This window comes from Rugamonas sp. DEMB1, assembly GCF_029834475.1.
GTDB classification, from domain to species: Bacteria; Pseudomonadota; Gammaproteobacteria; order Burkholderiales; family Burkholderiaceae_D; genus Rugamonas; species Rugamonas rubra.
On sequence record NZ_CP122407.1, the window covers coordinates 1,162,766 to 1,188,143 of the forward strand.

Sequence of the window (25,378 nt, forward strand, 5' to 3'; positions counted from 1 at the left end):
TCCCACGTGCATCGTCAATAATCGAACCATCAGAGTGCACCGTGTCCCCATGTAGAGGGCGCGGCGCTCAAGTAACAGGAGTAGATGATGGCCACTTATTTCGATGCCGGCACGCCGGACACCTGCGCAACCCAGAGCCTGGGAGGCCGGCCATGAACGTCAAAAAATTCACCGCGCCGACCTCGCGCGAAGCGCTGCGCAAGGTGCGCGAGGCGCTCGGCCCGGACGCCGTGATCCTGTCGAACCGCCAGGCCGACGGCATCGTCGAGATCCTGGCGCTGGCCAACGACGACGCCGCCTCGCTGGCGATGCCATCGCCGAACTCGCCGATGGCCCAGCCGCGTCCGCAGCCGGACATGGCCGCCGCGTCGAGCTACAGCGCGCAGCAGCTGTCGGCGCCGCCGGGCGCCATGCCGGCCCAGCCGCGCCGCGCCGCCCAGCCGCAGGCCGCGGCGGCCCCGGCCCCGGCCGCCGGCGCGCTCGACCTGGCGCGCATTTCCGAACTGGTGGCCGCCGCCGTCGCCGGCGCCAAGCAGAGCGCCGCCGCCGAGATGAGCGGCATGATGAGCGAGATCCGCGCCATGCGCGGCATGATGGAGACCCAACTGGCCGAAATCGCCTGGGGCTCGACCCAGCAGCGCGAGCCGCAGAAGGCCGCCGTGCTGCGCGAGATGCTGGCGGCCGGCTTCTCGGCCAGCCTGGCGCGCTACCTGATCGACAAGCTGCCGGCCGGCCGCGACGCCGCCGAGTCGATGCGCTGGATCCGCACCGTCCTGACCCGCAACATCAGCGCGATGCGCGACGAGGACGCCCTGATCGACCAGGGCGGCGTGTTCGCCCTGGTCGGCCCGACCGGCGTCGGCAAGACCACCAGCACCGCCAAGCTGGCGGCGCGCTGCGTGATGCGCCACGGCCCGGACAAGCTGGCCCTGATCACCACCGACGCCTACCGCATCGGCGGCCACGAGCAGCTGCGCATCTACGGCAAGATCCTCGGCGTGATGGTGCACTCGGTGAAGGACGAGGCCGACCTGCGCATCGCCCTGAAGGAATTGAAGAACAAGCACACGGTGCTGATCGACACGGTCGGCGTCAGCCAGCGCGACCAGATGGTGACCGAGCAGGTGGCCATGCTGGCCGGCGCCGGCGCCGACGTCAAGCGCCTGCTCTGCCTGAATTCCACGGCGACCCAGGAGACCCTCAACGAGGTGGTGCGCGCCTACCAGGGCGGCGGCCTGGCCGGCTGCATCATGACCAAACTCGACGAGGCGGCCTCGATCGGCAACGTGCTCGACGTGGTGATCCGCCAAAAGCTGAACCTGTTCTACGTCTCCAACGGCCAGCGCGTGCCGGAGGCACTGCACCTGGCCGACCCGGCCTACCTGATCGACCGCGCCTTCAAGCTCAAACGCGACAGCGCCGCCAGCCAGTACCTCGACGCCGAGCTGCCGCTGCTGATGGCCGCCGCCGGCAACGACGCCAACCTGCGCGAGGTGCACCTTGGCTAACTTCGACTTCGACCAGGCCGAAGGCCTGCGCCGCATGCTGGCCGGCCCGGCGCCGCGCATCGTCACCTTCCTTTCCGCCACGCCGCAGGACGACAAGGGCGCCATGCTGGTCAACCTGGGCGCCTCGCTGGCGCGCGCCGGCGACGACGTGCTGCTGGTCGACGCCTGCGCCAGCGCGCACGGCGTGGCCAGCCGCCTCGGCCTGGACGGCGGCGACAGCCTGCTCGACGTGGCGCGCCAGGAGCGCGCCCTGAACCAGGTGGTGCACCAGGTGCCGCAGGGCTTCGCTGTGGCGTCGATGACACGCGGCGCGCCGCGCTGCGGCCCCGACGAGGCGCGCCGCCTGGCCAAGACCTTCGACGTGCTGGTCAAGCGCAGCGGCGTGGTCATCGTCGACGGCGAATTCGACGGCGAGGCCTTCCCGGTGCCGGTCATGGCCAGCTCGGAGATCGTGGTGCAGGTCTCGGCCAGCGCCACCTCGATCAAGGCCGCCTACAGCATGATCAAGCGCCTGAACCTGGAGTTGGGCCGGCGTCCGTTCGGAATTCTGGTCACCGGGGCTTCCGAATCGGAAGCAAAGGTGGTATACGATAATATGGCACAGGCGGCGAGCCGGTATTTGGCCGTCAACCTGGTTTCCATGGGGTCGGTGCCGGCCGACGAATACCTGCATCGTGCCGCGCGTCTGGGGCGCGCGGTGGTCGACGCGTTTCCGCTGGCCGGCGCCTCGGTCGCGTTTCGACAGCTGGCCGGGCGCTTCGCGCTGGCCGGAACGCCATCTTTGCACACGGGGAGTAGCAACCATTTTAGCGCTTAACGAACAATAGACTTTATGTATACGGTCAAAGGGAAAGCGGACAAGGACTCACTGCTGACGGAGCACATCCCGTTGGTCAAGCGTCTGGCGCATCACATGAAGGCCAAGCTGCCACCCAGCGTGGAGGTGGACGACCTGGTGCAGGCCGGCATGATCGGCCTGCTCGACGCCATCAGCCGCTACGAGGAAACCCACGGCGCGCAGTTCGAGACGTACGCGGTGCTGCGCATCCGCGGCGCCATGCTCGACGAGCTGCGCAACAGCGACTGGCTGCCGCGCAGCATGCGGCAGAACATGCGCAAGATCGAGACGGCGATGAGCACACTGCAGCAGCGCCTCGGCCATCCGCCGAGCGAATCGGAGGTCGCCAAGATGCTCAAGCTGTCGCTGGCCGACTACCAGGAGATGCTGTCGGACGGCGGCGGCCACCAGCTGGTCTACTACGAGGACTTCCACGACGACGACGGCAACGACAGCTTCCTCGACCGCTACTGCTCGGACGAGGAGAGCGACCCGTTGCGCTCGCTGCTCGACGGCGACTTCCGCCAGGCGGTGATCGACGCCATCGACGCGCTGCCGCCGCGCGAGAAGATGCTGATGGGCCTTTACTACGAAGAGGAACTCAACTTGAAAGAAATCGGCGCCGTGATGGGCGTGTCGGAATCGCGCGTGTCGCAGCTGCACACGCAGGCCGTGGCGCGCCTGCGCGCATCGTTACGGGAGCAGGCATGGACTGGGCCAGCGTAGCCGGGGTGCTGCTGGCGCTGGCCGGCATCATCGTCGGCCAGGGCATGGAGGGCGGCAAGCTCGGCTCGCTGCTGCAGCCGGCCGCCTTCGCCATCGTGGTGGTCGGCACGCTCGGCGCGGTGCTGCTGCAGACCCGCCTGCCGACCTTCCTGCGCGGCCTGCGCATGCTGCGCTGGGTGTTCGCGCCGCCCAAGGACTCGCGCGCCGCGCTGGCGCGCGACATCAACGCCTGGGCGCTGGCGGCGCGCCGCGACGGCCTGCTCTCGCTCGAGCGCCACATGCTCGCCTCGAAGGACAAGTTCAACACCAAGGGCCTGCGCCTGGTGGTCGACGGCATCAACCCGGACAAGCTGCGCCAGCTGCTCGACACCGAGATCACCGCCTACGAGACCGAGGAGCGGCAGGCCGTGCGCATCTGGGAATCGGCGGCCGGCTACTCGCCCACCATCGGCATCCTCGGCGCGGTGCTCGGCCTGATCCACGTGATGGAGAACCTGACCGACCCGAGCAAGCTCGGTTCCGGCATCGCCGTGGCCTTCGTCTCGACCATCTACGGCGTCGGCCTGGCCAACCTGTTCTTCTACCCGATCGCCAACAAGCTCAAGGCCATCGTGACGCAGGCCGTGCACCAGCAGGAGATCGCCGCCGCCGTGTTCTACGACATCGCCAGCGGCGACCACTCGCGCGTCATCGACGAGCGGGTCGCCACGCTGCTGCGGGAGCACTGACATGCAGTACCGCCGCGCGCGCAGGAAGTTCGACGACGAGGTCGAGAACCACGAGCGCTGGCTGATCTCCTACGCCGACTTCATCACCCTGCTGTTCGCCTTCTTCGTGGTGATGTACGCCATCTCGTCGGTCAACATCGGCAAGTACAAGGTGTTCTCCGACGCCCTCGGCGACGCCTTCGGCGGCGCCGGCGCGGCCCAGCCGATCAACACCCAGGTGCCCAACCTGCCGATCCCCAATCCCGGCCTGCGCCGCCGCACCGAGCTGCTGCGCAAGGAGAAGGAGCACATGACCAAGCTGGCGCAGGGCCTGTTGTCGACGCTGGCGCCGCTGGTCAAGGAGGGCAAGGTGAGGGTGACGCAGAACAGCCGCGGCGTCAGCGTCGAGATCAACGCCAGCGTGCTGTTCGACCCGGGCGAGGCGCGCCTGACCAGCGAGTCGACCGAGGCGCTGCGCGCCGTGGCCGTGCTGCTCAAGGACGACAGCCACGAGGTGCAGGTCGAGGGCCACACCGACAACCAGCCGATCCGCAACGTGCTGTTCCCGTCCAACTGGGAACTGTCGGCGGTGCGCGCCAGCAGCGTGGTGCGCCTGTTCATCGGCGCCGGCGTGGCGCCCGAGCGGCTCACCGCCGTGGGCAAGAGCTCCAACGTGCCGGTGGCCTCCAACGAGCAGCCCGAGGGGCGGGCGCGCAACCGCCGCGTCGCCGTCACCATCCTGTCCGGCCTGCCCGACAAGGTCACCGAGCTGCCGTCGCCGCAACTGCCGCCGCCGCAATAGCCGCCGCAATAGCCGCCGCGCGGCCCTACATCGCCGCCGCCAAGCGGCGCGCCTCGGCCTTGGCCGCGTCGCGCGCGGCGGTGTCGACCTCGCTTCCCATCAGGGTCTTCTCGACCACCAGCGCGTGCACCTCCTCGACGCCGACAAAGCGCAGCCACGCCTCGACATACGGCTTCTGGAAATCGAAGTCGCGCGCCGGCGTGCCCGACGCGGCGGAATAGTCCAGGCCGCGGGCGTAGGCGACGACGGCGCGCTTGTCGCGCAGCAGGCCGCTCAAGCCGCTCTCCGGATCGAAGGAGAACAGGATGTCCTTTTGCGTCACCAGGTCGATGAACTGCTTGAGCTTGTACGGAATGCTGAAATTCCACAGCGGCACCGACAACACCAGCACGTCGGCCCGGCGCAGGCGCTCGGCCAGCGCGCGCAGCGTGGCCCAGGCGCTTTCCTGCTGCGGGTTCAGCGGCGTGCCGTTCAAGCCGGCGTACTTCGCCGCCATCGCGTGCGCGTCGAATTCGGGCAGCGCGCCGTCCCACAGTTCGAGCGTGTCCACCTGCGTGCCGGGCTGGGCCGCGCGGTAGGCGTCGATGTAGGCGAGGGCGACCTCGCGCGAGGCGGAACGCTCTCGGCGCGGCGAGCAGGCGATGTGGAGCAATGTGGTCATGCTGAGTCCTTGGTGGCGTGGTTGAAGACGCCATTTGAACATATTTCATTTCAAAATATAAATTGAGTTATTATTGATAATTCAGTTCATTTCGCAATATATGTTCGATACCCTCCTGCTCAACACCTTTGTCGCCGTGGTCGACGAGGGCGGCTTCGGCCGCGCCGCCGCGCGCCTGCACCTGACCCAATCGGCCGTCAGCGGCCACCTGCGCCGGCTCGAGGAGCAGGTCGGCAAGCCGCTGCTCAAGCGCACCACCCGTTCGCTCGAACTGAGCGCCGACGGCGCGCGCCTGATCGGCTACGCCCGCGCCATCCTGGCGCTGAACCGCGACGCCGCCGCGCAGCTCGCCGGCAGCCACTACCGGGGCCGGGCGCGCATCGGCATCGCCGAGGATTTCGCCGAAACGGCCCTGCTGCGCGCGCTGCGCGGCTTCGCCGACGCCTACCCCGGCATCGAGCTCGAGGTGCAGGTCGGCATACCCGGCGACTTGTTGCGGCAAATGAAGGAGGGCGCGCTCGACATCGTGGTCGGTTCGCAATGCGGCGGGCCGGCGCGCGGCCGCCTGCTGTGGCGCGAGCCGCTGGTGTGGGCGCGCGCGGCGCAGGCCAGCGTGACGCTGCCGTCGCCGCTGCCGCTGGCGCTGTTCCCGGAACCGTGCCCCTACCGCGAGGCGGCGCTGGCCAGCCTGGCCCGTTGCGGCATGGCCCAGCGCACCGTGATGGTCTGCAACAGCAGCGCCGGCCTGCGCGCGGCGGCGCTGTCCGGTTTCGCGCTGGTGCCGCTGCCCGCCAGCCGCCTGGGCGACGGCCTGGTGGCGACGGCGCAGGGCCTGCCGCCGCTGCCCGACGCCGAGTTCATGCTGTTCCTCGCGGCGGGTGGCGACCAGGCGATGCTGGCGGCGCTGGCCGAGCGCATCGTCGACAGTTGCCGCGGCCTTGGCGCGACGTCGCGCCAAGGCGAGGCAATGCCGCGCTGATGGCGCCGAATTGGATGGGCCGTGCGAACCGTTGCCGCAGGCGACGAGTCGATGCCGGCCGCCCGGCTGCGTGTGGGAGGGTCAGACCCTAGGGTCTGACCCTGGATGCGCGCAGCGGGCCTAGCCCGTCCGGCAATGCTTGGCCGGCGCCGGGCGTGCGGAAAATGCGGGGAAAATTTAGCCGACGATGAAGCCGCGGCTGGGACTGATGCTGGTGGCGTGGCCGCTCGGGCCGTAGAAATTGGTGGCCTGCGACTGCGGCCGCAAAATGTTCAGCGCGCCCTGGGTGCGGCTCATGTGCTTGTTGATCAGTATGCCGTTGACGCGGTTCAGCTCCTTGGCCTCGTGCGTCATGTCCAGCAACTGCTGCCACAGCGTGCTCGCCTGCGCTTCGCCGCTGGCGGCGATCCAGCCGTCCATGGCGCTGTCCTGGGTGCCGAAGCCGGCGGCGCCGAGGGCGCCGTGGCGCTGGCTGGCCAGCACGGCCATCTGGTTGACCAGGGTCGATTTCTCCGTCGTCAGCGCCACCAGGGCGTTGATATCGGCCGCCACCAGGTGCCGCTGCTCTTGTTTGAGCAGGTCGAGCAGGGTGGTCATGGCTTGCTGCTCTTGAAGCAGACTCGACATTGGCGTGACGGCGGGCATGATGATCCTATCGTTTTCTGGAGTGCAGCAGATCCTTGACCGTGTCTAACAGTCCGTCCGCCACTTTTTCCGAGTTGACTTGGAACTGGCCATCGGCGATGGCCAGCTTGATGCGCTCGACTTTTTTCGTGTCGAACACGGCGTTGCCACCGCCGGCGGCGCTGGCGGCGAGCGCCTGGCCTTGCGGCGACAGGCGCACATTGTCGGTCTGCACCGGCGTCGCCACCGTCTTCTCGGCGCCGCGCGCGGTCGAAGTGGTGGTGGGCGAGGTCGGCAAGCCGGGGTTGCTCTTGATTGTATCGTTGATTTTCACAGCATCATCCTCGTCTGTTTGGAGCCTGGCACTCCGGGATATAAGTCATTAACGGCGCGGCCGGCGCAAACTTTAGCGCCGCCCCGCCGAAGACCCGCGTTCCCGCTCAAAACGCCACCTCCACCAGACCTCCCGTCTTGGCCACGCCGTTGACCTGTTGGCCGCCGGCCGTCCTGACCTGCACCACCTGGCCCTCGGTGGCGTTGCCGAGCGCGCGCGCCTCGGCCGAGACGCTGAAGCCGGCGCCGGCCGAGACCAGCCGCACCAGCTGGCCCTGCACCACCACGGTCTTGCCGCGCAGCGTGTCGAGGCGCATCGGCGTGCCCGGCGGCAGCGACGCCGTGGTGCTGCGGCCGACCACCTGGGCCATGTCGGTGGCTATCCCCGCCGGCAATGTTGTCAGATCGCCCTGCAGGATCGCCAGCTGGCTCGCCTCGATGGCCTGGCCCTGGGCCAGCGGCACCGCGCTGGCGACGTAGCCGGCGCGCACCGAGACGGTGGCCTGGATGTAGATGGTCCACGGCGTCGGCGCGGTGCAGCGCAGGCCCACCGTGGTGCGGCCCCAGGCGCGCGCGCCGGGCATCAGGAAGGCCTCCGGCGCGGCGCAGGCGTTGAGCTGCAGGCGCGGGTCGATCGCCCCGACCTTCACCGTGACCTGGCCGGGCAGGCCGGCCGTCTGCACCTGGAGAAACTGTTCGACGCTCTGGCGCAGCGCGGCGGCGTCCTGCCGCGCCGGCTGGGCCGGCGGCGGGAGGGGCTGGGCCAGCGCCGCCTGGGACAGGCAGAGCAGGGCGAGGAGGGGGCGCAGGGTCATGGTGTCAGAGTCCTTGGAATGTTGCCATGATAGCGGGCGCGGGGCGGGCTGAAACGTCGAACAGGACGCGAAAGCGCGTTCTTCTCAGCCGATCGGCGCGCCGGGGGCGGCCGTATCATCGCTGCTGTGATAACCAGTTCGTCCGCCCATCCGGGAGCGGACGGCGCCAGGAGCTAGCTATGTTAGGGAAACTCGACGATTACCTGCGCTTCAACGAGGCCGCGCTGAGCCTGCGCTCGCAGCGCCAGACCGTGCTCGCCTCGAACATCGCCAACGCCGACACGCCCAACTACAAGGCCCGCGACATCGATTTTTCCAGCGCGCTGCAGGGCGCGTTGGCGCGCAGCAGCGGCAGCGCCACCGGCCCGCTGCGCACCACCGCCGCCAAGCATTTCCCCACCCCCCCGCAACCAGGTGGCACGCTGCCCGACGGCACCGCGCTGCAGTACCGCGGCGTGGTGCAGGGCGCGGTCGACGGCAACACGGTCGACATGGATGTCGAACGCAACCAATTCGCCGACAACGCCTTGCGCTACGAGGCCGGCATCACCCTGATCAACGCCCAGATCAAAAGCATGATGGCGGCGATCCAAGGAGGTAGTTAACCATGTCCCTATTTAATATCTTCAACGTCTCCGGCTCGGCCATGAGCGCCCAGGCGCAGCGCCTCAACGTGGTGGCCAGCAACCTGGCCAACGCCGACAGCGCCACCTCGGCCAGCGGCGAGGCCTACCGCGCCAAGCAGGTGGTGTTCGAGGCCACCCCGGCCAAGGACGGCGGCGCCTCGACCGGGGTGCGGGTCAGGCAGGTGGTGGAGGACCCGTCGCCGCTCAAGCAGGTGTACGACCCGAAGCACCCGATGGCCGACGACAAGGGCTATGTGGCCATGCCCAACGTCAACGTGGTCGACGAGATGGTCAACATGCTGTCGGCCTCGCGCTCCTACCAGACCAACGTCGAGACCATGAACGCAGCCAAGACCATGCTGCTCAAAACCCTGACCCTGGGCCAGTAAGCGCCCAGCCGACCCGATAAGAGGCCACCATGTCCACCACCGTAGATACCAGCAGCACCTCGCCGTCCGCCGCGCTGCTCAACACCGTCAACAGCAAGCCGAAGGTCGCCACCGACAGCGTCAAGGCCGACACCGACAAGTTCATGACCCTGCTGGTGACCCAGTTGAAGAACCAGGACCCGCTGAACCCGCTCGACAACGCGCAGATCACCAGCCAGTTGGCGCAGTTGTCGACGGTGACCGGCGTCAACAAGCTGAACACCACGCTCGAATCGCTGAAGGCCAGCTACCAGTCGAGCGAGTCGATGGCCGCGACCAACCTGATCAACCACGGCGTGCTGGCCAAGGGCAACACGTTGGCGCTGACCGGCAGCAAGGGCATCTTCGGCGTCAACCTGGCCACGCCGGCCGACACCGTGAAGGTCGACCTGAAGAACGAAAGCGGCAAGGTGGTGCACAGCATCAGCATGAAGGGTGTCGACGCCGGCACCCTGCCGCTGGTGTGGGACGGCAAGGACGCCGACGGCAAGGTTCTGCCGGACGGCAAGTACACCGTCGCCGTCAGCGCCACCCTGGCCGGCAAGGAGCTGAAGGACGCCATCCCGCTGACCTTCGGCACCGTGGCCAGCGTGTCGACCGGCGCCGGCGGCGTGAAAATGAATGTACCGACCATCGGCCAGTTGACCATGGCCGACCTGTATCAAGTGCTGTAAACCAGCTCCACGAACGCAGTTTGTAGTCACCTCAATCGATAGGGGAATACCATGTTCCAACAAGGACTTAGCGGCCTGAACGGCGCGGCGAAATCGCTCGACATCATCGGCAACAACATTGCCAACGCCAGCACGGTCGGCTTCAAGGGATCGCAAGCCCAGTTCGCCGATTTGTACGCCAACTCGCTCAACGGCGTCAGCGGCAACAACGCCGGCATCGGCGTGACGGTGGCGCGCATCGCCCAGCAGTTCACGCAAGGCAATATCGAGACCAGCGCCAACCCGCTCGACATTTCGATCAACGGTGGCGGCTTCTTCCGCACCGTGGTCAACGGCGCCACCCAGTACTCGCGCAACGGCCAGTTCCAGCTCGACAAGACCGGCGGCCTGATCAACGCCCAGGGCGCCCAGCTGACCGGCTACCTGACCAACACCGACGGCGTCATCCTGCAGGGTTCGCCGGTGCCCATCATCATCGACTCGTCCGACCTGAAGCCGATCGAGACCACCAAGGCGGGCTTCCAGCTGAACCTGTCGTCGACCTCGGTGGCGCCGACCAAGATTCCGTTCAATGCGATGGACCCGCTGACTTACAACAAGCAGACCGTGCTGGAAGTGTTCGACAGCCTGGGCGGTTCGCACTCGATGGGCATGTACTATGTCAAGACCACGGGCGGCACTTGGGACGTCTATGCATCCAACGATGGCGTGGCGATCGAAGCGAAGGCGGCAGCGCAAGTGATGATCGCCGACCAAGGCGTCAAGGACGCCCGCGCCGCGTATTTGGGAGTGATTCACGGCTCGCCGGCGCCGGATGGCCCCACTATCCTGGCTGCGCAGCAAGCGTATTCGGCTGTGGCCGGCCCGGCGCTGCTGCTGGCGGCGCAGGCGGCCGGCGCCAGCCAGGAGCAGCAGGATCATTTGACCAGCTTGTTCACCGCACCAACCGACGTCGGTGCGATTGCCGGCAATACACCGGATCTGATCGATAAGGCCCTGACAGCCGGCCTGGCCCTGCCAGCCGTCAAGGTCGGCACCTTGGTGTTCAACACTAGCGGCGAGCTGAGCATTGCCGACATGGCGTTGCTGACCCCCGCGCAATCGCTGCCGTTCAACATCACCCTGCCCATCTTCCCGGACAACGGCTCCAAGCTGAACCTGAACATCAGCACCGACTTCACCGGTTCGACGCAGTACACCGGCACCACCAGCGAGCGGCCGTCGAGCCAGAACGGCCAGTCGTCAGGCCATCTGGAGCGCTTCGCCGCCGGTTCCGACGGCGTCATCCTGGGCCAGTACAGCAACGGCAAGTCGCGCCCGCTGGCGCAGATCGTGCTGGCCAACTTCGCCAGCGTCGACGGCCTGACCCCGCTGGGCAACAACGCCTGGGCCGAGAGCGCGAGCTCGGGCCCGCCGCAAATCGGCGCGCCCGGCGAGGGCAAGATGGGCAAGCTGCGCTCGCAGTCGATCGAGGTGTCCAACGTCGACCTGACGGCCGAGCTGGTCAACATGATCACCGCGCAGCGGGTCTACCAGGCCAACGCGCAGACCATCAAGACCCAGGACTCGGTGTTGCAGACCCTGGTCAACCTGCGCTAAGCGCGGCAAGCACGCCCTGAGCCGGGCCGGCGTTCGCGCCGGCCCGCCGCGCGGGGCAGGAGAACACGATGGACCGTTTAGTCTATACCGCCATGACCGGCGCGCGGCATATCCTGGAGCAGCAGGCCAGCACCGCCAACAACCTGGCCAACGCCACCACCACCGGCTTTCGCGCCCAGCTCGACTCGTTCCGCGCCGTGCCGGTGGTGGCCGAGGCCTGCCGACGCGCACCTTCGTGGTCGACTCGACCGTCGGCGCCGATATGCGCGCCGGGCCGATCCAGACCACCGGGCGCAACCTCGACGTCGCCCTGCGCGGCGAGGGCTGGATCGCCGTGCAGTCGGCCGACGGCTCGGAGGCCTACACCCGCAACGGCAGCCTGCGCGTCAACCAGAACGGCCTGCTCGAGACCACCAGCGGCCAGACCCTGCAGGGCGACGGCGGGCCGATCGCCATTCCGCCCGAGAGCAACGTCACCATCGGCGGCGACGGCACCGTCTCGGTCATCTCGACCGACACCAAGCCGGGGCCGTCGAACGTGCTCGGCCGCATCAAGCTGGTCAACCCGGACGGCAAGTCGCTGGTGCGCGGCGACGACGGCCTGTTCCGCCTGAAGAGCGGCGTGGCGGCCGAGAACGACCCGGCCGTGCGCCTGGTCGACGGCGCGCTCGAGGGCAGCAACGTCAACCCGGTCGACGCCATGGTCAACATGATCAGCCTGGCGCGCTCCTTCGAAACGCAAATGAGCCTGCTCAAGAACGCCGAGAACAACGCGGCAAAGGCCAGCCAGATCCTCGCTTTGAATTGAACGCAGCTCCAGCATAATGATCGTGTGGGAGGTGCCGTGGCCGTGTTGGCCGGCGCCGCCGTCGCGCTAAGGGAGAGGCAGCATGATACGTTCACTTTGGATCGCCAAGACTGGCATGGAAGCGCAGCAGACGCAGATGGACGTGGTGTCCAACAATCTGGCCAACGTCAGCACCAACGGCTTCAAAGAAATCGCGCGCGGTGTTCGAGGGCCTGCTGTACCAGACCGTGCGGCAACCGGGCGGGCAGTCCTCGCAGCAGACCAACCTGCCGTCGGGTATGCAACTCGGCACCGGCGTGCGGCCCGTGGCGGTCGAGCGCATCTTCACCCAGGGCAACCCGCAGTCGACCGGCAACGACAAGGACATTGATGGTCAACGGCAACGGCTTCTTCAACGTGCTGCTGCCCGACGGCACCACCGCCTACACCCGCGACGGCTCCTTCCAGCGCGACAGCAACGGCCAGATGGTCACCTCCAGCGGCTTCGTGCTGCAGCCGGCCATCACCATCCCGATCAACGCGCAGAGCATCACCGTGGGCCGCGACGGCACCGTCTCGGTGACCCTGCCGGGCCAGGTGGCGCCGGCGCAGATCGGCAGCATCCAGCTGTCGACCTTCATCAACCCGACCGGCCTGGAGTCCAAGGGCGAGAACCTGTACGTCGAGACCGGCGCCTCCGGCAACGCCCAGACCAACACGCCGGGCACCAACGGCACCGGCGTGCTGATGCAGGGCTACGTCGAGACCTCCAACGTCAACGTGGTCGAGGAGATGGTCAATATGATCCAGACCCAGCGCGCCTACGAGATCAACAGCAAGGCCATCACCACCTCCGACCAGATGCTGCAGAAACTGTCGCAGATGTAAGCGCCTTGTCGCGGCGGGCGCCGCCGGCAAGCAACACCGCAACACCATATTGAACAACGGCCGCCGGCATCCGCGCGGCGGGGAGTACGCCATGAAGATCTTGTCCTTAGTCGCCGTTCCGCTGGTCCTGTCGGCCTGCTCGGCCATCCCCAGCTCCATCGTGCAGACGCCGACCACGGCGCGCCCGCTGACGCTGCCGCAGGCGGCGCCGAACAACGGCGCGATCTACCAGGCCAGCGCCTTCCGCCCGGTGTTCGAGGACCGCCGCGCGCGCCATGTCGGCGACCTGCTGACCATCGTCATCACCGAGAAGACCGCCGCCGTCAAGGCCGGCGCCAGCTCGGGCAGCAAGTCCGGCAGCGTCAGCGCCTCGATCCCGCAGCCGCTGCAGGGCACCTTCGGCGCCACCGCCTCGGCCAACACCGCCAACAAGTTCGCCGACGCCGACAACCAGTCGGCCAGCAACACCTTCACCGGCACCATGGGCGTGACGGTGGTCGAGGTGCTGCCGAACGGCAACCTGATCGTCGCCGGCGAGAAGCAGATCGCCATGAACAAGGGCGTCGAGTTCATCCGCTTCTCCGGCATGATCAACCCCGACAACATCGCCACCGGCAACACGGTGTCCTCGACCGCCGTCGCCGACGCCCGCGTCGAGTACCGCACCAACAGCCAGATCGACCGCGCCGAGATGACCTCGATGGCCTCGCGCTTCTTCCAAAGCTTGTTACCGTTCTGATCATGGCCATTCCAACCCCCGCCCCGTTCATGCGCCAGGGCCGCGCCGCCGCCGCCCTGGCCTTGGCCCTTGCCTTGCCGCTGCTGCTGGCCGGCGCGCCGGCCGGCGCCGAACGCCTCAAGGGCCACTCGCCAGCATCGCCGGCGTGCGGCACAACCAGCTGCTCGGCTACGGCCTGGTGGTCGGCCTCGACGGCAGCGGCGACCAGACCACGCAGACCCCGTTCACGGTGCAGAGCGTCGTCTCGATGCTGCAGCAACTGGGCGTCAACCTGCCGCAGGGCACCAGCCTGCAATTGAAGAATGTCGCGGCGGTGATGGTGACGGCCTCGCTGCCGGCCTTCGCCCAGCCGGGCCAGACGCTCGACATCACCGTCTCCTCGATGGGCAACGCCAAGAGCCTGCGCGGCGGCACCCTGCTGATGACGCCGCTCAAGGGCGCCGACGGCCAGGTCTACGGCATGGCCCAGGGCAACGTGCTGGTCGGCGGCGTCGGCGTGGCCGCCGGCGGCAGCTCGCTGCAGGTCAACCACCTGAGCGTGGGCAAGATCTCCGGCGGCGCCACGGTCGAGCGCGCCGTCGCCTCGGCGCTGGGCGAGAACAACCTCATCAAGCTGGAACTCAACACCACCGACTTCGCCACCGCCAGCCGGGTGGTCGAGGCGATCAACGACAAGTACGGCAGCGGCATCGCCTACGCGCTCGACGGCCGCGTCATCCGCGTGCAGTCGCCCAGCAGCAGCGACCAGCGGGTCGCCTTCATCGGCAGCCTGGAGGACATCGACGTCAAGCCGGCGCGCCAGGCCGCCAAGGTGATCATGAACGCGCGCACCGGCTCGGTGGTGATGAACCAGACCGTCACGCTGGAGACCTGCGCCATCTCGCACGGCAACCTGTCGATCTCGGTCAGCAGCGAGCCGCAGGTGAGCCAGCCCAACCCGCTGTCGGGCGGGCGCACGGTGGTGACGCAGAACAGCCAGGTCGACATCAAGAAGGACGGCGGCAAGGTGATGCTGGTCAAGGGCGGCGCCTCGCTGGCCGAGGTGGTCAAGGCGCTCAACGCCATCGGCGCCACGCCGCAAGACCTGCTGGCCATCCTGCAGGCGATGAAGGCGGCCGGTTCGCTGCGCGCCGAGCTGGAAATCATTTAAGGAGCGCGCGATGATCAGCCAAAACGACCTGTCGAGCAAACTGGCGATCGACGCCAAGAGCATGGGCGAGCTGCGCCAGTCGGCCAAGGCCGGCGCGCCGGAGGCGCTGAAGGGCGCGGCGACCCAGTTCGAGGCGATGTTCATCAACATGATGATGAAGAGCATGCGCGACGCCACGCCGCAGGACGGCATGATGGACAGCCAGCAGAGCAAGATGTTCACCACCATGCTGGACCAGCAGACCAGCCAGAACCTGGCCAAGAAGGGCATCGGCCTGGCCGACGTGCTGATCCGCCAACTGTCGCAGACGGCCAGCGCGCAGGCGCTGGCGATCGGCGGCGACGCCGCGGCCGGCGCCGGCGCCGGCACGGTGGGCGGCCTTGCCGCCGGCGCCAACGCCGGCGCGGCCGGCGGCGCCGGCGGCGTGGGCAGGCTGCTCGACGCGGCCATGCTGCAACGCTCGATCAACGCGGCCGGCGGCGCCGCCCCCCTGAGCGGCGCGGCGCTGGCCACCGGCGCCTCGGCGGCCGGCACGGCGGCGACGGCGGCGGCCAAGGCGGCCCAGGCGCCGCACGTGCGCAGCTTCCAGGAGAAACTGGGCAGCCACGCCGACGAGGCCAGCCGCGCCACCGGCATCCCGGCCAAGTTCATGCTGGGCCAGGCGGCGCTGGAGAGCGGCTGGGGCAAGCGCGAGATCAAGGGGCGCGACGGCAGCAACAGCCACAACCTGTTCGGCATCAAGGCCGGCCCGGGGTGGAAGGGCAAGGTGGCCGAGGCGGTCACCACCGAGTTCGTCAACGGCAAGGCGCAGACCCGGGTCGAGAAGTTCCGCGCCTACGACTCCTACGCCGACAGCTTCAAGGACTACGCCAAGTTGCTCACCACCAACCCGCGCTACGAGAAGGTGTTGGCCAGCGCCGGCGACGCCAGCAGCTTCGCCCAGGGCCTGCAGCGGGCCGGCTACGCCACCGACCCGCAGTACGCCAGCAAGCTGACCCGCATCATCAAACATTCGCTGGTCGGCTGAGCCGGGCCGCCGCCGGCCGGGGAGGGGTCAAGTTTCCCGCTTTCCCGCCGATAACAGAACACATAGAGCGTTAGAAAAACCATGTCCAATCTACTCAGCATCGGCAAGACCGGCCTCCTGGCGGCGCAAGTGGGCCTGTCGACCACCGGCCACAACATCGCCAACGCCAACGTGCCCGGCTACAGCCGCCAAGTGGCGATCCAGTCGACCACGCCCGGCCAGGACATCGGCGTCGGCTTCATCGGCACCGGCACCGAGGTGGCGCAGATCAAGCGCCACTACGACGACTTCCTCAACAGCCAGGTGCGCGGCGCCGAGACCACCCAGGCCGCGCTGACCAGCTACTACAGCCAGATCAGCCAGATCGACAACATGCTGGCCGACACCACCAGCGGCCTGTCGCCGGCGCTGCAGGACTTCTTCAAGGGCGTGCAGGACGCCAGCTCGAACCCGGCCTCGGCCGCCTCGCGCCAGGCCATGCTGTCGACCGCCAGCTCGCTGGCCTCGCGCTTCCAGGGCATCAGCGCGCGCCTCAACGAGATCGGCACCGGCGTCAACAGCCAGATCAGCACCACCGTCACGCAGATCAACTCCTACGCCAGCAAGCTCGCCGAACTGAACCATTCGATCGCCGCGCTCAGCACCGACCCCTCGATCGCGCCGAACGACCTGCTCGACCAGCGCGACCAGGTGCTCACCGAGCTCAACAAGCTGGTCAAGACCAACGTCACGCCCGGCGAGAACCACACCATCAACGTCTCGATCGGCACCGGCCAGCCGCTGGTGGTCAACAACCGCAACTTCGAGCTGGCGGCGATTCCCTCGCCGACCGACGTCAACCGGCTGCAGGTCGGCTATTCGACGGCCGGCCAGACCATTCCGCTGCCCGAGAGCGTGTTGACCGGCGGCGCCCTGGGCGGCCTGCTGGAGTTCCGCAGCAACGCGCTGGACCACGCGCAGAACGCGCTGGGCCAGATCGCCGCCGGGCTGGCGGTCAGCTTCAACGCCCAGCACAAGCTGGGCCAGGACCAGAACGGCGCGCCCGGGGTCGACTTCTTCGGCCCGATCAACGCCCAGGTGGGCCGCAACTCGCTCAACTCCCTGGGCAGCACGGCGGCGGTCACGGCCGTGGTCACCGACGCCACCGCGCTGACCTCGAGCGACTACAACGTCGACTACGACGGCGCCAACTTCATCGTCACCCGCCAGTCCGACGGCAAGAAGACCACCATCACCCCCTTCCCGCAGGCGGTGCCGCAGACCATCGACGGGGTCGACTACACGATCAGCGGCACGCCGATGACGAACGACAACTTCCTCGTCCGTCCCACCGTCAACGCCGCCGCCGACTTCCAGCTGATGCAAAAGGACCCGGCCAAGCTGGCGCTGGCGGCGCCGATCAGCACCGCCGCGCCGCTGAGCAACACCGGCAACGGCAAGATCACGCCGGGCAGCGTCGACGCCGGCTACCTGGCGCCGGGCAACGCCCTGGCGGCGCCGGTGACCCTGCTCTACGACAAGGCGACGGCCTCCTTCTCCGGCTTCCCGCCGGCGCAGGACGTGACGGTGACGGTCAACGGCGTGCCGACGGTGTACCCGGCCGGCACGCCGTCGATCCCCTACACGGACGGCGCGGCGATCAGCTTCGGCGGCATCACCCTGAGCATTTCCGGCACGCCGGGCGACACCGACAGCTTCACCGTCGGCCCCAACACCAGCGGCGTCGGCGACAGCCGCAACGGCGTGCTGCTGGGCGCGCTGCAGACCAAGAACGTGCTCAACAACGGCAACGCCAACTTCCAGACCGGCTACGCGCAGATGGTCAACTACATCGGCAACAAGACGCGCGAGGCGCAGATCGGCGGCCTGGCCGCCGACGCCGCCGTGCAACAGGCGCAGAACGCCCAGCAGACCGTGTCCGGCGTCAACCTCGACGAGGAGGCCGCCAACCTGCTGCGCTACCAGCAGGCCTACCAGGCCTCCGGCAAGGTGATGCAGATCGCCAGCCAGATGTTCGACGTGCTGGTGTCGCTGGGCCGCTAAGAATTTTTGGAGAAAGAGCATGATGAGGATCAGTTCGAAGACCGTGTACGACGTCGGCGTCAACCAGCTGGGCACGCTGCAGAGCTCGCTGGCGCGCACCCAGCAGCAGCTCTCGACCGGGCGCAAGAACCTGACGGCGGCCGACGACCCGATCGCCAGCGCGCGCGCGCTGGAGGTGACCCAGTCGCAGTCGGTCAACACCCAGCTGGCGACCAACCGGCAGAACGCCAAGACCTCGCTGTCGCAGGAGGAGGTGGCGCTGGCCGCGACCACCTCGCTGCTGCAGGACGTCAAGACGCTGACCGTCAACGCCGGCGACGGCTCGATGACCAAGAAGGACCGCGAATCGCTGGCCATCGAGCTGGAGGGCCGGCTGGCCGACCTGCTGGGCCTGGCCAACACCTCGGACGGCGTCGGCGGCTACCAGTTCTCCGGCTACAAGTCGACCACCCTGCCGTTCACCCAGACCGCCACCGGCGCCGCCTACCAGGGCGACCAGGGCCAGCGCGAGCTGCTGGTCGGCTCGACCCGCCAGCTGCCGATCAGCGACTCGGGCAGCGCCGTGTTCGAGAACAACATCACCGGCAACGGCACCTTCCAGACCGGCGCCGACCCGGCCAACTACGGCCGCGGCGGCAGCGGCATCATCGCGCCCGGCTCGGTCAAGGACGCCACCCTGCTGACCGGCCACCAGTACGAGATCAACTTCGCCGTGGTGCCGGCCACGCCGGGCGTGCCCAAGGTGACCACCTACACGGTGATGGACCTGACCCTGAACCAGCCGGTGCCGCCCAATCCGGTGCCGCCCGACCCGATCCCCTACGCGACCGGGCAGAACATCACCTTCGACGGCCTGCAGTTCGACATCAAGGGCGATCCGGCCGACCTCGACCGCTTCACCGTGCAGCCGAGCCAGAAGCAGTCGGTGTTCACCACCCTGACCGACCTGATCGGCGCGCTGCGCGCGCCGGGCGACCTCGCCGCCGGCCAGGCCAGCCTGAGCAACAAGCTCAACCAGGCCCACTCGAACATCGACAGCGCGATCGACAACGTGTTGTCGATCCGCGCCGAGGTCGGCTCGCGCCTGAAGGAGCTCGACTACCTCGACGGCGCCGGCGACGACACCAACCTGCAGTACGCCACCACGCTGGTGGGCTTGCAGGACGTCGACGTGGTCAAGGCCATCTCGCTGTTCTCGCAGCAGCAGGTGACGCTGGAGGCGGCGCAGAAGTCCTACAAGACGCTGACCGGCCTGTCGCTGTTCAACTACATCGGCTAGGCGCCGGCGCCCGGCCGACGCGGCGCGACGCCGAGCGGCGCCCCGGCGCCGAAGAAACAGCCCGTCCCGCAAGCGCGCGACGGGCTGTTTTTTCGCCCGCACCCTGCAACGCCCGGCGGGGCGGGCCGGCGTCCAGGGCGGCGGCGGTCGCGGCGCCGCATAAAAAAGGCCCGCCCCACGCGAGTGGGGCGGGCCTTTTTGCCGGCCGGGCGGGCCGCGCTACCTGGCCGCCAGGATGCCGGCCTGTTCCAGCCGGCGGCGCCACTCCTCGCCCTGGCCGGCGGTCGACTCGGCCGGCCGGCCGGCGCCGTCGGCCTGGAACTGCTGCAACTGCCGGCCCAGCGCGGCGACGCTGCCGGCCAGCCCGCCGCTGGCGCCGGCCGAAGCCGCCGCCGTGGCGGCCGCGGCGTCCGGCCCGGCCGTCCAGGCCAGGCCGCCGGCGGCGCTGGCGCCGGCCTGCCGGCCGAAGTCGGCGATGGCCTGGGTCAGGCCGCCGACCTTGGCGCTCAGCGGCGCGCCCTGCGCCGCCGAGCGCTCGGCCAGGAACCAGACGTCGGCCATCTGGCCCTGCAGGCCGTCGGAGGTGGTGAAGGCGCCGCGCAGGGCGATCCAGTTGTCGTTGTCGCGCTCGTCGACCCGGCGCGCCGCCACGTCCAACTGGGCGATGCGCAGCTCGGCCAGCGTCTTCAGTTCGGCCGCCTGGCTGACGCCGTCGGCGTTGCCGTCGACCCAGACGCGCAGCTCGCCGAAGCGGGCGTCGCGCTGGTCGACGAGGCCGTCGCCGTTGCCGTCGAGCTCGCCGAGGGCGGCGAAGCCGTCGGCCGTCTTGCCGCCGGCGGCGGCGGCGGTGGCGGTGCCGAACAGCTCGCCGCCATCGTTGATCAGGCCGTCATGGTTGCGGTCCAGCGCCAGCAGGCCGTCGCCGCCGCCGACCCAGCCGGTGCCGGTCTTCTCGCCGTCGCCGTACAGGTCGAAGCGCACGCCGGCCGCCAGCCCCAGGGTGCGGATGCCGTTGCCGTCCAGGTCGAGGATCAGCGGGCTGCCGGCCGGCAGCTGGCCCTGCTGGTCGGCGCTCAGCGCGGTCAGCTGCGTCGCCGTCAGCGCGCACACCTGGGTCGAGCTGAACGCGGCCAGCTGCGGGTTGGTCAGGGCGGCCAGCTGGTCGGCCGTCAGGGCGCGGATCTGCGGCGTCTTCAGGGCGCGGATCTGGCCGCTGCCGAGTACGGCGATCTGGCTGGCGTTGAACTGGCTGATCTGCAGGGTCGACAGCGACGACAGCTGGCTGGTGCGCAGCGCCGCCAGCTCGGTGTCGGACAAGGCGTGCAGCTGGTCGGCGCTGAGCGCCAGCAGGGCGCGGGTGCTGAAGGCGACGATCTGCGTGGTGCTCAGCGCGGCCAGCTGGCTGGTGGCGATGCCGGCCACCTGGGTCGCGCCCAGGCCGGCGATCTGGCTGGTGCGCAGGGTGCCGAGCAGGCCGTCGGCCAGCGTGCTGACCTGGCTCGAGGTGAGCCCGACCAGCTGGTTGGTGCCGAAGGCGGCCAGGCTGCCGAGGGCGCCGAACTGGTCGCTGCTGAGGGCGCGGATCTGGTTGCTGCCGAGGGTGGCGAGCATGCGTGTCGACAGGGTGCCGAGCTGGTCGGTGGTGATCGCGCCGATCTGCTCGCTGCGCAGCGCCAGCACCTGCACGCTGGAGAACGCGCCCAGGTCGGCCGGATTGAGGGCGGCGATCTGCTCGGTGCCCAGCGCGCGGACCGCGCTGACGCTGAGGGCGCGCGCCTGCGCCGTGCTCAGGTTGTACAACTGGCTGCTGGTCAGCGCCACCACCTGGCGGCTGCTCAGCGCGGCGATCTGCGCGGTGCGCAGCGTGGCCAGGTGGGCCAGGTCGACGGCCTGCAGCTGCTCGATCGACAGGGCGCCGATCTGCACCGTGTTGAGCGGCGCCAGCGAGCTGAGCGCGCCGAGTTGGTCGAGCGACAGCGAGACCAGCTGGCGCGTGCTCAGCGCGGCGATCTCCTGGGTGGTCAGCCAGGTCATTTGCTCGGTGCTGAGGAAGGCCAGCTGGTCGGTGCTGAGCGAGACCAGCTGGGCGGTGCGCAGGGCGCGCAGGTCGTCGTACTCGATGACGGCGAACTGGTCGACCGTCAGGCCGGCCAGGGCGGCGTTGCTGAGGGCGCGGAACTGGGCCGTGCCGAGGGCGATGATCTGGTCCGGCGTCAGCACGCCGACTTGGCTGCTGCGCAGCGTGGCGACGGCCGAGGTGCGCAGCGTGGCCAGGTGGTCGACGTCGATGCCGATCAACTGGTCGCTGCTGAGCGCCTGGATCTGGTCGCTGTTGATGCCGGCCAGGGTGTTCAGGCCGGCCAACTGCTCCAGGCTGAGGGCGCGCAGCTGGGCGCTGGTCAGCGCGCCGACCTCGGCGCTGGTGAGGGCGAACATCTGGTCGGTGCTCAGCGCGGCGATCTGCGCCGTCTTGAAGGCGGCGATCTGGCTGGTCTTGAGCGCGGCCAGGTCGTCCAGCGCCAGGCCGGCGATCTGGTCGGTGCTCAGGGCGCGCAGCGCGGCGGTGGTGAAGGCGCGCCATTGCGCCGTGCTCAGCGCCTGCAGCTGGTGGCTGTCGAAGGCCGGCATCTGGCGGCTGGTCAGGCCGGCGATCTGGCTGGTCTTGAGCTGGCCCAGGCGGGTGTCGTCGAGGGCGGCGATGCGCTCGGTCGGCAGGCCGCCGATCTGGTTCGGCGTGAGCGAGGTCAGCGGGCCGAGCAGCAGGAACTGGTCGGGCGTGAAGGCCTCCATCTGGGCGCTGCTCAGCGCGGCCAGCTCGGCCGTGGTGAGGGCGACCAGCTGGTCGGTGGTCATGCCGACCAGCTGGTCGGTGGTGAAGGCGCGCACCTGGTCGCTGCGCATGGCGGCCAGGTCGCCCGGCTCGATGGCGGCGAACTGGGTCGGCGTCAGCCGGGCGATGGCCTTGGTGCTGAGCGCGCGCACCTGGCCGCTGCTCAGGGCGGCGAGCTGGTCGAGGCTGAGCTGGTCGAGCTGGGCGTTGTTCAGGCTGGCGATGACGGCCGTGCTCAGGGCGCCGATCTGGTCGCTGCTGATGGCGGCGATCTGGTAGCTGTTGAACGCTTGGAACTGGTTCGAGCGCAGTGCCGCCAGGTCGGCCAGCTCGATGGCGCCGATCTGCGCGGCGTCCAGCGCGCCGAGCGCCTTGCTCGACAGCGAGGCGAACTGGGCCGTCAGCAGGGCGACGATCTGGTCGGTGGTGAGGAAGGGCGTCTGGGTATTGCCCAGCGCGGCGATCTGGCTGGTCCTCAGCGTTTGCAGCTTGTCGAGCGGCAGCGCGGCGATCTGGTCGCTGTTGAGCGCGCGCACCTGGGCCGTGCCCAGCGCGCGCGGCGCGTTCAGCGCGGCGATCTGCTCCGCGGTCATCGCCTGCACCTGGGCGAGCCGCAGCGCGGCCGTGTCGGCGCTGGTCAGCGCGCCGATCTGGTCGGTGTTGAGCATGACGATCTGCTCGGTCGACAGCGCGACCACCTGGGCGGTGCGCAGGTTGGCGATCTCGTCGGGCGTCAAATAGGTGATCTGGTCGGTCGCCAGGCCGGCCACCGCCCTGGTCGACAGGGCGGCCACCTGGCCCGGCAGCAGCGCCGCCAGCTGGTCGCTGTCGAGCACGCGCACCTGGACCACCGTCAGCGCGGCGATCTGTTTGCTGGTCATGGTCTGCAGCTCGTCGGTGCCGAGCGCGGCGATGCGCGTGGTCGACATGGCGGCGATCTGGTTGGTGGTGTAGTCGGCCAGGTTGCCCAGCGCGCTGATCTGCGCCGGCGTCAGCACGGCCAGCTGGGCCACCGTCAGCGCGCCGATCTCGGCGTTGGTCAGGGCGTGCAGCTGGTTGGTGGTCAGCGCCACCATCTGGTCGGTGGTCAGCGCCTGGATCTGCGCCGTGCTCAGGGTCGGCATGTCGGCCACCTCGATGGCGGCGATCTGGTCGGTGCTGAAGCGGGCCAGGCTCTGCGGCGCCAGCGCGCGCAGCTGGGCCGACGACAGCAGCACCACCTGGTCGGTGCTCAGGCCGGCGATCTGGCGGCTGCCCATGGCGGCGATCTGGCGCGTCTTCAGCGCGGCCAGGTCGGCCGCCACCAGGCCGGCCACCTGGTCGGAGCCGAGCGCGCCGATCTGCGCCGAACCGAGCGAGGCCAGGCCGGCCAGGGCGTCGATCTGACTGCTCGTCAGGTAGCCGATCTGGCGCGTGCTCAGCGCGGCGATCTCTTGCGAGGTCAGGGCGCCATACTGGGCCAGCGTCAGCGCGGCCAACTGGTCGCTGGTCAGCGCGCCGACCTGGGCGCTGCGCAGCGCCGCCAGGTCGGCCAGTTCGACGGCGATGATCTGGTCGCTGCTGAGCGCGGCCAGCACCGGGTTCGACAGGGCGCGGATCTGGCCGGTGGTCAGGGCGACGATCTGGTCGGTGCTGAGGTAGCCGATCTGCAGCGTGCTGAAGGCGGCCACCTGGGCGGTCTTCAGCGCGGCGATCTGGACCGGCGTGAGCGAGGCGAGCTGGTCGCTCGACAGGCCGACGATCTGCCGGCTGCTCAGGCCGGCCAGCGAGCCCAGCGCGGCGATCTGCGCGGTGCTCATGGCGCCCAGCTGGCGCGAGGTCAGCGCGCCGACCTCCTGCGAGGTCAGCACGCCGAGCTGGGCCAGCGTCAGCGCCTTCACCTGGTCGGTGTTGAGGGCGGCGATCTGGTTGGTCTTCATCACGGCCAGGTCGGCCAGTTCGATGGCGACGATCTGGTCGGTGCTCAGCGCGGCCAGGGTGGCGTTGGTCAGGCTGCGGATCTGCGCGCTGGTCAGGGCGACGATCTGGTCGCTGCTCAGCGCGCCCACCTGGGCGCTGGTCAGGCCGGCGATCTGGCTGGTCTTCAAGGTCGGGATCTTGGCCAGCGACAGGCTGGCGATCTGCGCGCTGGTCATGGCGCCGATCTGCCGGCTGGTGAGCGGCGCCAGGCTGGCGAAGCTGGCGATCTGGCCGGTCGAGAGGGCGGCGATCTGGCGCGTCGTCAGCGCGGCGATGTCGGCCGTGCTCAGCGTGGCGAACTGGTCGCTGGTGAGCGCCGCCAGCTGGGCGGTGGCCAACGCGGCGACCTGGGCGGTGCGCAGCGCGGCGATGTCGACCAGCTCGATGGCGGCGATCTGGTCGGTGGTCAGCGCGGCCAGGTCGGCGCCGCTGATGGCGCGGATCTGCGCGGTGCTCAGGGCGACGATCTGGTCGGTGGTCAGGGCGCTGGTCTGGGCGGTGGTCAGCGCGGCGATCTGGCGCGTGCCCAGCGTGGCCAGCAGCGCCAGCGACAAGGTGGCGATCTGGTCGGTGGTGAGGGCGGCGACGGCCGCCGTGGTGAAGGAGTTCAGCGAGCTCAGCGCGCCGAGCTGGGCGCTGCTCAGCGCCGCCTTCTGGGCCGGCGTCAGCGCGGCGATCTCCTGCGTCGTCAGGGCGGTGATCTGCGCCGTGCCGAGGGCGCCGATCTGCTCGCTGGTGAACTGGGTCAGCTGGTTGGTGCGCAGCGCCGCCAGGTCGGCCAGCGAGATGGCGGCCACCTGGTCGGTGCTCAGCGCGGCGATGGCCAGCGAGTTCAGGCCGCGGATCTGCGCCGTGCCCAGCACGCTGATCTGGTCGGTGCTCAGGGCGCGCGCCTGGTCGCTGTTGAGGACGGCGATCTGGGCGCTCTTGAGCGTCAGCAGGTCGCTGCTCGACATGCCGGCCAGCTGGTCGGTGGTGAGGGCGGCGATCTGGCCGCTGGCCAGCACGTCGAGGCGGCTCAGCGCGTCGAGCTGGGCGTTGCCCAGGCTGGCGAGCTGCGCCGCCGTCAGGGCGCGCAGCTCGGCCGTGGTCAGCGCCGCCAGCTGGGCGCTGCGCATGGTGTCGAGCTGGGCGGTGGTGAGGGCGGCGATCTGCCGCGTGCTCATCTGCACCAGGTCGTTCAGCGCGATGGCGTTGACCTGGTCGCTGCCGAAGCTGCTCAGGGCCTGCGTCGAGATGGCCCGCACCTGGGCCGTGCCCAGGCCGATGATCTGGTCCGAGTTCAGCGCGGCCACCTGGTCGCTGCCCAGCGCGGCGATCTGCGCGGTGCTCAGCGCGGCCAGGCTCCTGGGTGTC

19 protein-coding genes and 4 pseudogenes are annotated in these 25,378 nt (G+C 69.3%); 17 read left to right on the top strand and 6 right to left on the bottom strand.

The features are described 5' to 3' along the window. Positions 1 to 152 precede the first annotated feature (152 nt). The 5 genes from flhF to motD are packed head-to-tail and all read left to right on the top strand — an operon-like array spanning position 153 to position 4,581. The gene (gene flhF, locus QC826_RS05305; protein WP_279764704.1) at positions 153 to 1,508 is read left to right on the top strand and encodes a flagellar biosynthesis protein FlhF; all 1,356 of its coding nucleotides are present in this window, start codon (positions 153 to 155) and stop codon (positions 1,506 to 1,508) included. Next, a complete protein-coding gene (locus tag QC826_RS05310) occupies positions 1,501 to 2,325 on the top strand; it encodes a MinD/ParA family protein (RefSeq protein WP_093384557.1) in 825 nt (274 codons plus the stop codon). Before flhF ends, QC826_RS05310 begins: the two co-directional genes overlap by 8 nt. Positions 2,326 to 2,340: 15 nt before the next feature. After that, positions 2,341 to 3,072 (top strand): RNA polymerase sigma factor FliA, encoded by a 732-nt coding sequence (locus QC826_RS05315; RefSeq protein ID WP_093384554.1) that lies wholly within the window; start codon positions 2,341 to 2,343, stop codon positions 3,070 to 3,072. Continuing rightward, positions 3,054 to 3,800: a flagellar motor protein gene (locus tag QC826_RS05320; RefSeq protein WP_093384551.1), complete on the top strand. Its 747-nt coding sequence runs from the start codon at positions 3,054 to 3,056 to the stop codon at positions 3,798 to 3,800. Before QC826_RS05315 ends, QC826_RS05320 begins: the two co-directional genes overlap by 19 nt. 1 nt (position 3,801) lies before the next feature. Further along, positions 3,802 to 4,581 (top strand): flagellar motor protein MotD, encoded by a 780-nt coding sequence (gene motD / locus QC826_RS05325; protein WP_279764705.1) that lies wholly within the window; start codon positions 3,802 to 3,804, stop codon positions 4,579 to 4,581. Positions 4,582 to 4,606: 25 nt separating this feature from the next. On the opposite strand, the gene QC826_RS05330 is transcribed toward motD, so the two are convergent. Then, a complete protein-coding gene (locus tag QC826_RS05330; protein WP_279764706.1) occupies positions 4,607 to 5,242 on the bottom strand; it encodes an FMN-dependent NADH-azoreductase in 636 nt (211 codons plus the stop codon). A gap of 100 nt (positions 5,243 to 5,342) precedes the next feature. On the opposite strand from QC826_RS05330, the gene QC826_RS05335 reads away from it, so the two are divergent. Beyond that, complete coding sequence (locus tag QC826_RS05335; RefSeq protein ID WP_279764707.1) at positions 5,343 to 6,221, top strand: LysR family transcriptional regulator; 879 nt, start codon at positions 5,343 to 5,345, stop codon at positions 6,219 to 6,221. A 177-nt stretch (positions 6,222 to 6,398) separates the two neighbouring features. Here the strand turns inward: QC826_RS05335 and QC826_RS05340 are convergent, their stop codons facing one another. From QC826_RS05340 to flgA, 3 genes are all read right to left on the bottom strand, one after another. Next, positions 6,399 to 6,866, bottom strand: a complete 468-nt coding sequence (locus tag QC826_RS05340) for a flagella synthesis protein FlgN (RefSeq protein WP_279764709.1) — start codon at positions 6,864 to 6,866, stop codon at positions 6,399 to 6,401. A 7-nt stretch (positions 6,867 to 6,873) separates the two neighbouring features. Then, positions 6,874 to 7,179, bottom strand: coding sequence for a flagellar biosynthesis anti-sigma factor FlgM (gene flgM / locus QC826_RS05345; RefSeq protein ID WP_093384536.1), 306 nt, complete (start codon positions 7,177 to 7,179; stop codon positions 6,874 to 6,876). Positions 7,180 to 7,285: 106 nt separating this feature from the next. Beyond that, positions 7,286 to 7,993, bottom strand: coding sequence for a flagellar basal body P-ring formation chaperone FlgA (gene flgA / locus QC826_RS05350; protein ID WP_409567771.1), 708 nt, complete (start codon positions 7,991 to 7,993; stop codon positions 7,286 to 7,288). 179 nt (positions 7,994 to 8,172) lie between these two features. Between flgA and flgB the strand changes: the two genes are divergently transcribed. From flgB to flgL, 11 genes and pseudogenes are all read left to right on the top strand, one after another. Further along, positions 8,173 to 8,598, top strand: a complete 426-nt coding sequence (gene flgB / locus QC826_RS05355; protein ID WP_279764710.1) for a flagellar basal body rod protein FlgB — start codon at positions 8,173 to 8,175, stop codon at positions 8,596 to 8,598. A gap of 2 nt (positions 8,599 to 8,600) precedes the next feature. Then, positions 8,601 to 9,008: a flagellar basal body rod protein FlgC gene (flgC, locus tag QC826_RS05360; RefSeq protein ID WP_279764711.1), complete on the top strand. Its 408-nt coding sequence runs from the start codon at positions 8,601 to 8,603 to the stop codon at positions 9,006 to 9,008. Positions 9,009 to 9,037: 29 nt separating this feature from the next. After that, positions 9,038 to 9,721, top strand: a complete 684-nt coding sequence (locus QC826_RS05365; RefSeq protein ID WP_279764712.1) for a flagellar hook assembly protein FlgD — start codon at positions 9,038 to 9,040, stop codon at positions 9,719 to 9,721. 51 nt (positions 9,722 to 9,772) lie between these two features. Continuing rightward, positions 9,773 to 11,320: a flagellar hook protein FlgE gene (locus QC826_RS05370; protein ID WP_279764713.1), complete on the top strand. Its 1,548-nt coding sequence runs from the start codon at positions 9,773 to 9,775 to the stop codon at positions 11,318 to 11,320. 68 nt (positions 11,321 to 11,388) lie between these two features. Further along, positions 11,389 to 12,128 (top strand): annotated as a pseudogene (gene flgF, locus QC826_RS05375) (flagellar basal-body rod protein FlgF). Positions 12,129 to 12,210: 82 nt separating this feature from the next. Further along, positions 12,211 to 12,995: pseudogene (flgG, locus tag QC826_RS05380) on the top strand (flagellar basal-body rod protein FlgG). Between the two features lie 91 nt (positions 12,996 to 13,086). Then, positions 13,087 to 13,734, top strand: a complete 648-nt coding sequence (locus tag QC826_RS05385; protein ID WP_279764714.1) for a flagellar basal body L-ring protein FlgH — start codon at positions 13,087 to 13,089, stop codon at positions 13,732 to 13,734. 29 nt (positions 13,735 to 13,763) lie between these two features. Further along, a pseudogene (locus QC826_RS05390) lies at positions 13,764 to 14,884 on the top strand (flagellar basal body P-ring protein FlgI). Between the two features lie 10 nt (positions 14,885 to 14,894). Further along, positions 14,895 to 15,911: a flagellar assembly peptidoglycan hydrolase FlgJ gene (gene flgJ / locus QC826_RS05395; protein WP_279764715.1), complete on the top strand. Its 1,017-nt coding sequence runs from the start codon at positions 14,895 to 14,897 to the stop codon at positions 15,909 to 15,911. Between the two features lie 81 nt (positions 15,912 to 15,992). After that, on the top strand, positions 15,993 to 17,954 hold the full coding sequence (gene flgK, locus QC826_RS05400; protein ID WP_279764716.1) for a flagellar hook-associated protein FlgK: 1,962 nt from the start codon (positions 15,993 to 15,995) through the stop codon (positions 17,952 to 17,954). A 22-nt stretch (positions 17,955 to 17,976) separates the two neighbouring features. Then, positions 17,977 to 19,233, top strand: coding sequence for a flagellar hook-associated protein FlgL (gene flgL / locus QC826_RS05405; protein WP_279766392.1), 1,257 nt, complete (start codon positions 17,977 to 17,979; stop codon positions 19,231 to 19,233). A 219-nt stretch (positions 19,234 to 19,452) separates the two neighbouring features. Here the strand turns inward: flgL and QC826_RS05410 are convergent, their stop codons facing one another. Both QC826_RS05410 and QC826_RS31555 read right to left on the bottom strand, forming a co-directional pair. Beyond that, on the bottom strand, positions 19,453 to 25,317 hold the full coding sequence (locus QC826_RS05410) for a heme utilization protein (RefSeq protein ID WP_409567773.1): 5,865 nt from the start codon (positions 25,315 to 25,317) through the stop codon (positions 19,453 to 19,455). Then, positions 25,318 to 25,365: pseudogene (locus QC826_RS31555) on the bottom strand (hypothetical protein); the annotation flags it as partial. Positions 25,366 to 25,378: the final 13 nt, after the last annotated feature.

Excerpts from the sequence above, each read along its gene's own strand:
- flhF (WP_279764704.1), top strand. The coding sequence starts at position 153 with ATGAACGTCAAAAAATTCACCGCGCCGACCTCGCGCGAAGCGCTGCGC.
- QC826_RS05315 (WP_093384554.1), top strand. The coding sequence starts at position 2,341 with ATGTATACGGTCAAAGGGAAAGCGGACAAGGACTCACTGCTGACGGAG.
- QC826_RS05320 (WP_093384551.1), top strand. The coding sequence starts at position 3,054 with ATGGACTGGGCCAGCGTAGCCGGGGTGCTGCTGGCGCTGGCCGGCATC.
- motD (WP_279764705.1), top strand. The coding sequence starts at position 3,802 with ATGCAGTACCGCCGCGCGCGCAGGAAGTTCGACGACGAGGTCGAGAAC.
- QC826_RS05330 (WP_279764706.1), bottom strand. The coding sequence starts at position 5,242 with ATGACCACATTGCTCCACATCGCCTGCTCGCCGCGCCGAGAGCGTTCC.
- QC826_RS05335 (WP_279764707.1), top strand. The coding sequence starts at position 5,343 with ATGTTCGATACCCTCCTGCTCAACACCTTTGTCGCCGTGGTCGACGAG.
- QC826_RS05340 (WP_279764709.1), bottom strand. The coding sequence starts at position 6,866 with ATGCCCGCCGTCACGCCAATGTCGAGTCTGCTTCAAGAGCAGCAAGCC.
- flgA (WP_409567771.1), bottom strand. The coding sequence starts at position 7,993 with ATGACCCTGCGCCCCCTCCTCGCCCTGCTCTGCCTGTCCCAGGCGGCG.
- flgB (WP_279764710.1), top strand. The coding sequence starts at position 8,173 with ATGTTAGGGAAACTCGACGATTACCTGCGCTTCAACGAGGCCGCGCTG.
- flgC (WP_279764711.1), top strand. The coding sequence starts at position 8,601 with ATGTCCCTATTTAATATCTTCAACGTCTCCGGCTCGGCCATGAGCGCC.
- QC826_RS05365 (WP_279764712.1), top strand. The coding sequence starts at position 9,038 with ATGTCCACCACCGTAGATACCAGCAGCACCTCGCCGTCCGCCGCGCTG.
- QC826_RS05370 (WP_279764713.1), top strand. The coding sequence starts at position 9,773 with ATGTTCCAACAAGGACTTAGCGGCCTGAACGGCGCGGCGAAATCGCTC.
- QC826_RS05385 (WP_279764714.1), top strand. The coding sequence starts at position 13,087 with ATGAAGATCTTGTCCTTAGTCGCCGTTCCGCTGGTCCTGTCGGCCTGC.
- flgJ (WP_279764715.1), top strand. The coding sequence starts at position 14,895 with ATGATCAGCCAAAACGACCTGTCGAGCAAACTGGCGATCGACGCCAAG.
- flgK (WP_279764716.1), top strand. The coding sequence starts at position 15,993 with ATGTCCAATCTACTCAGCATCGGCAAGACCGGCCTCCTGGCGGCGCAA.
- flgL (WP_279766392.1), top strand. The coding sequence starts at position 17,977 with ATGAGGATCAGTTCGAAGACCGTGTACGACGTCGGCGTCAACCAGCTG.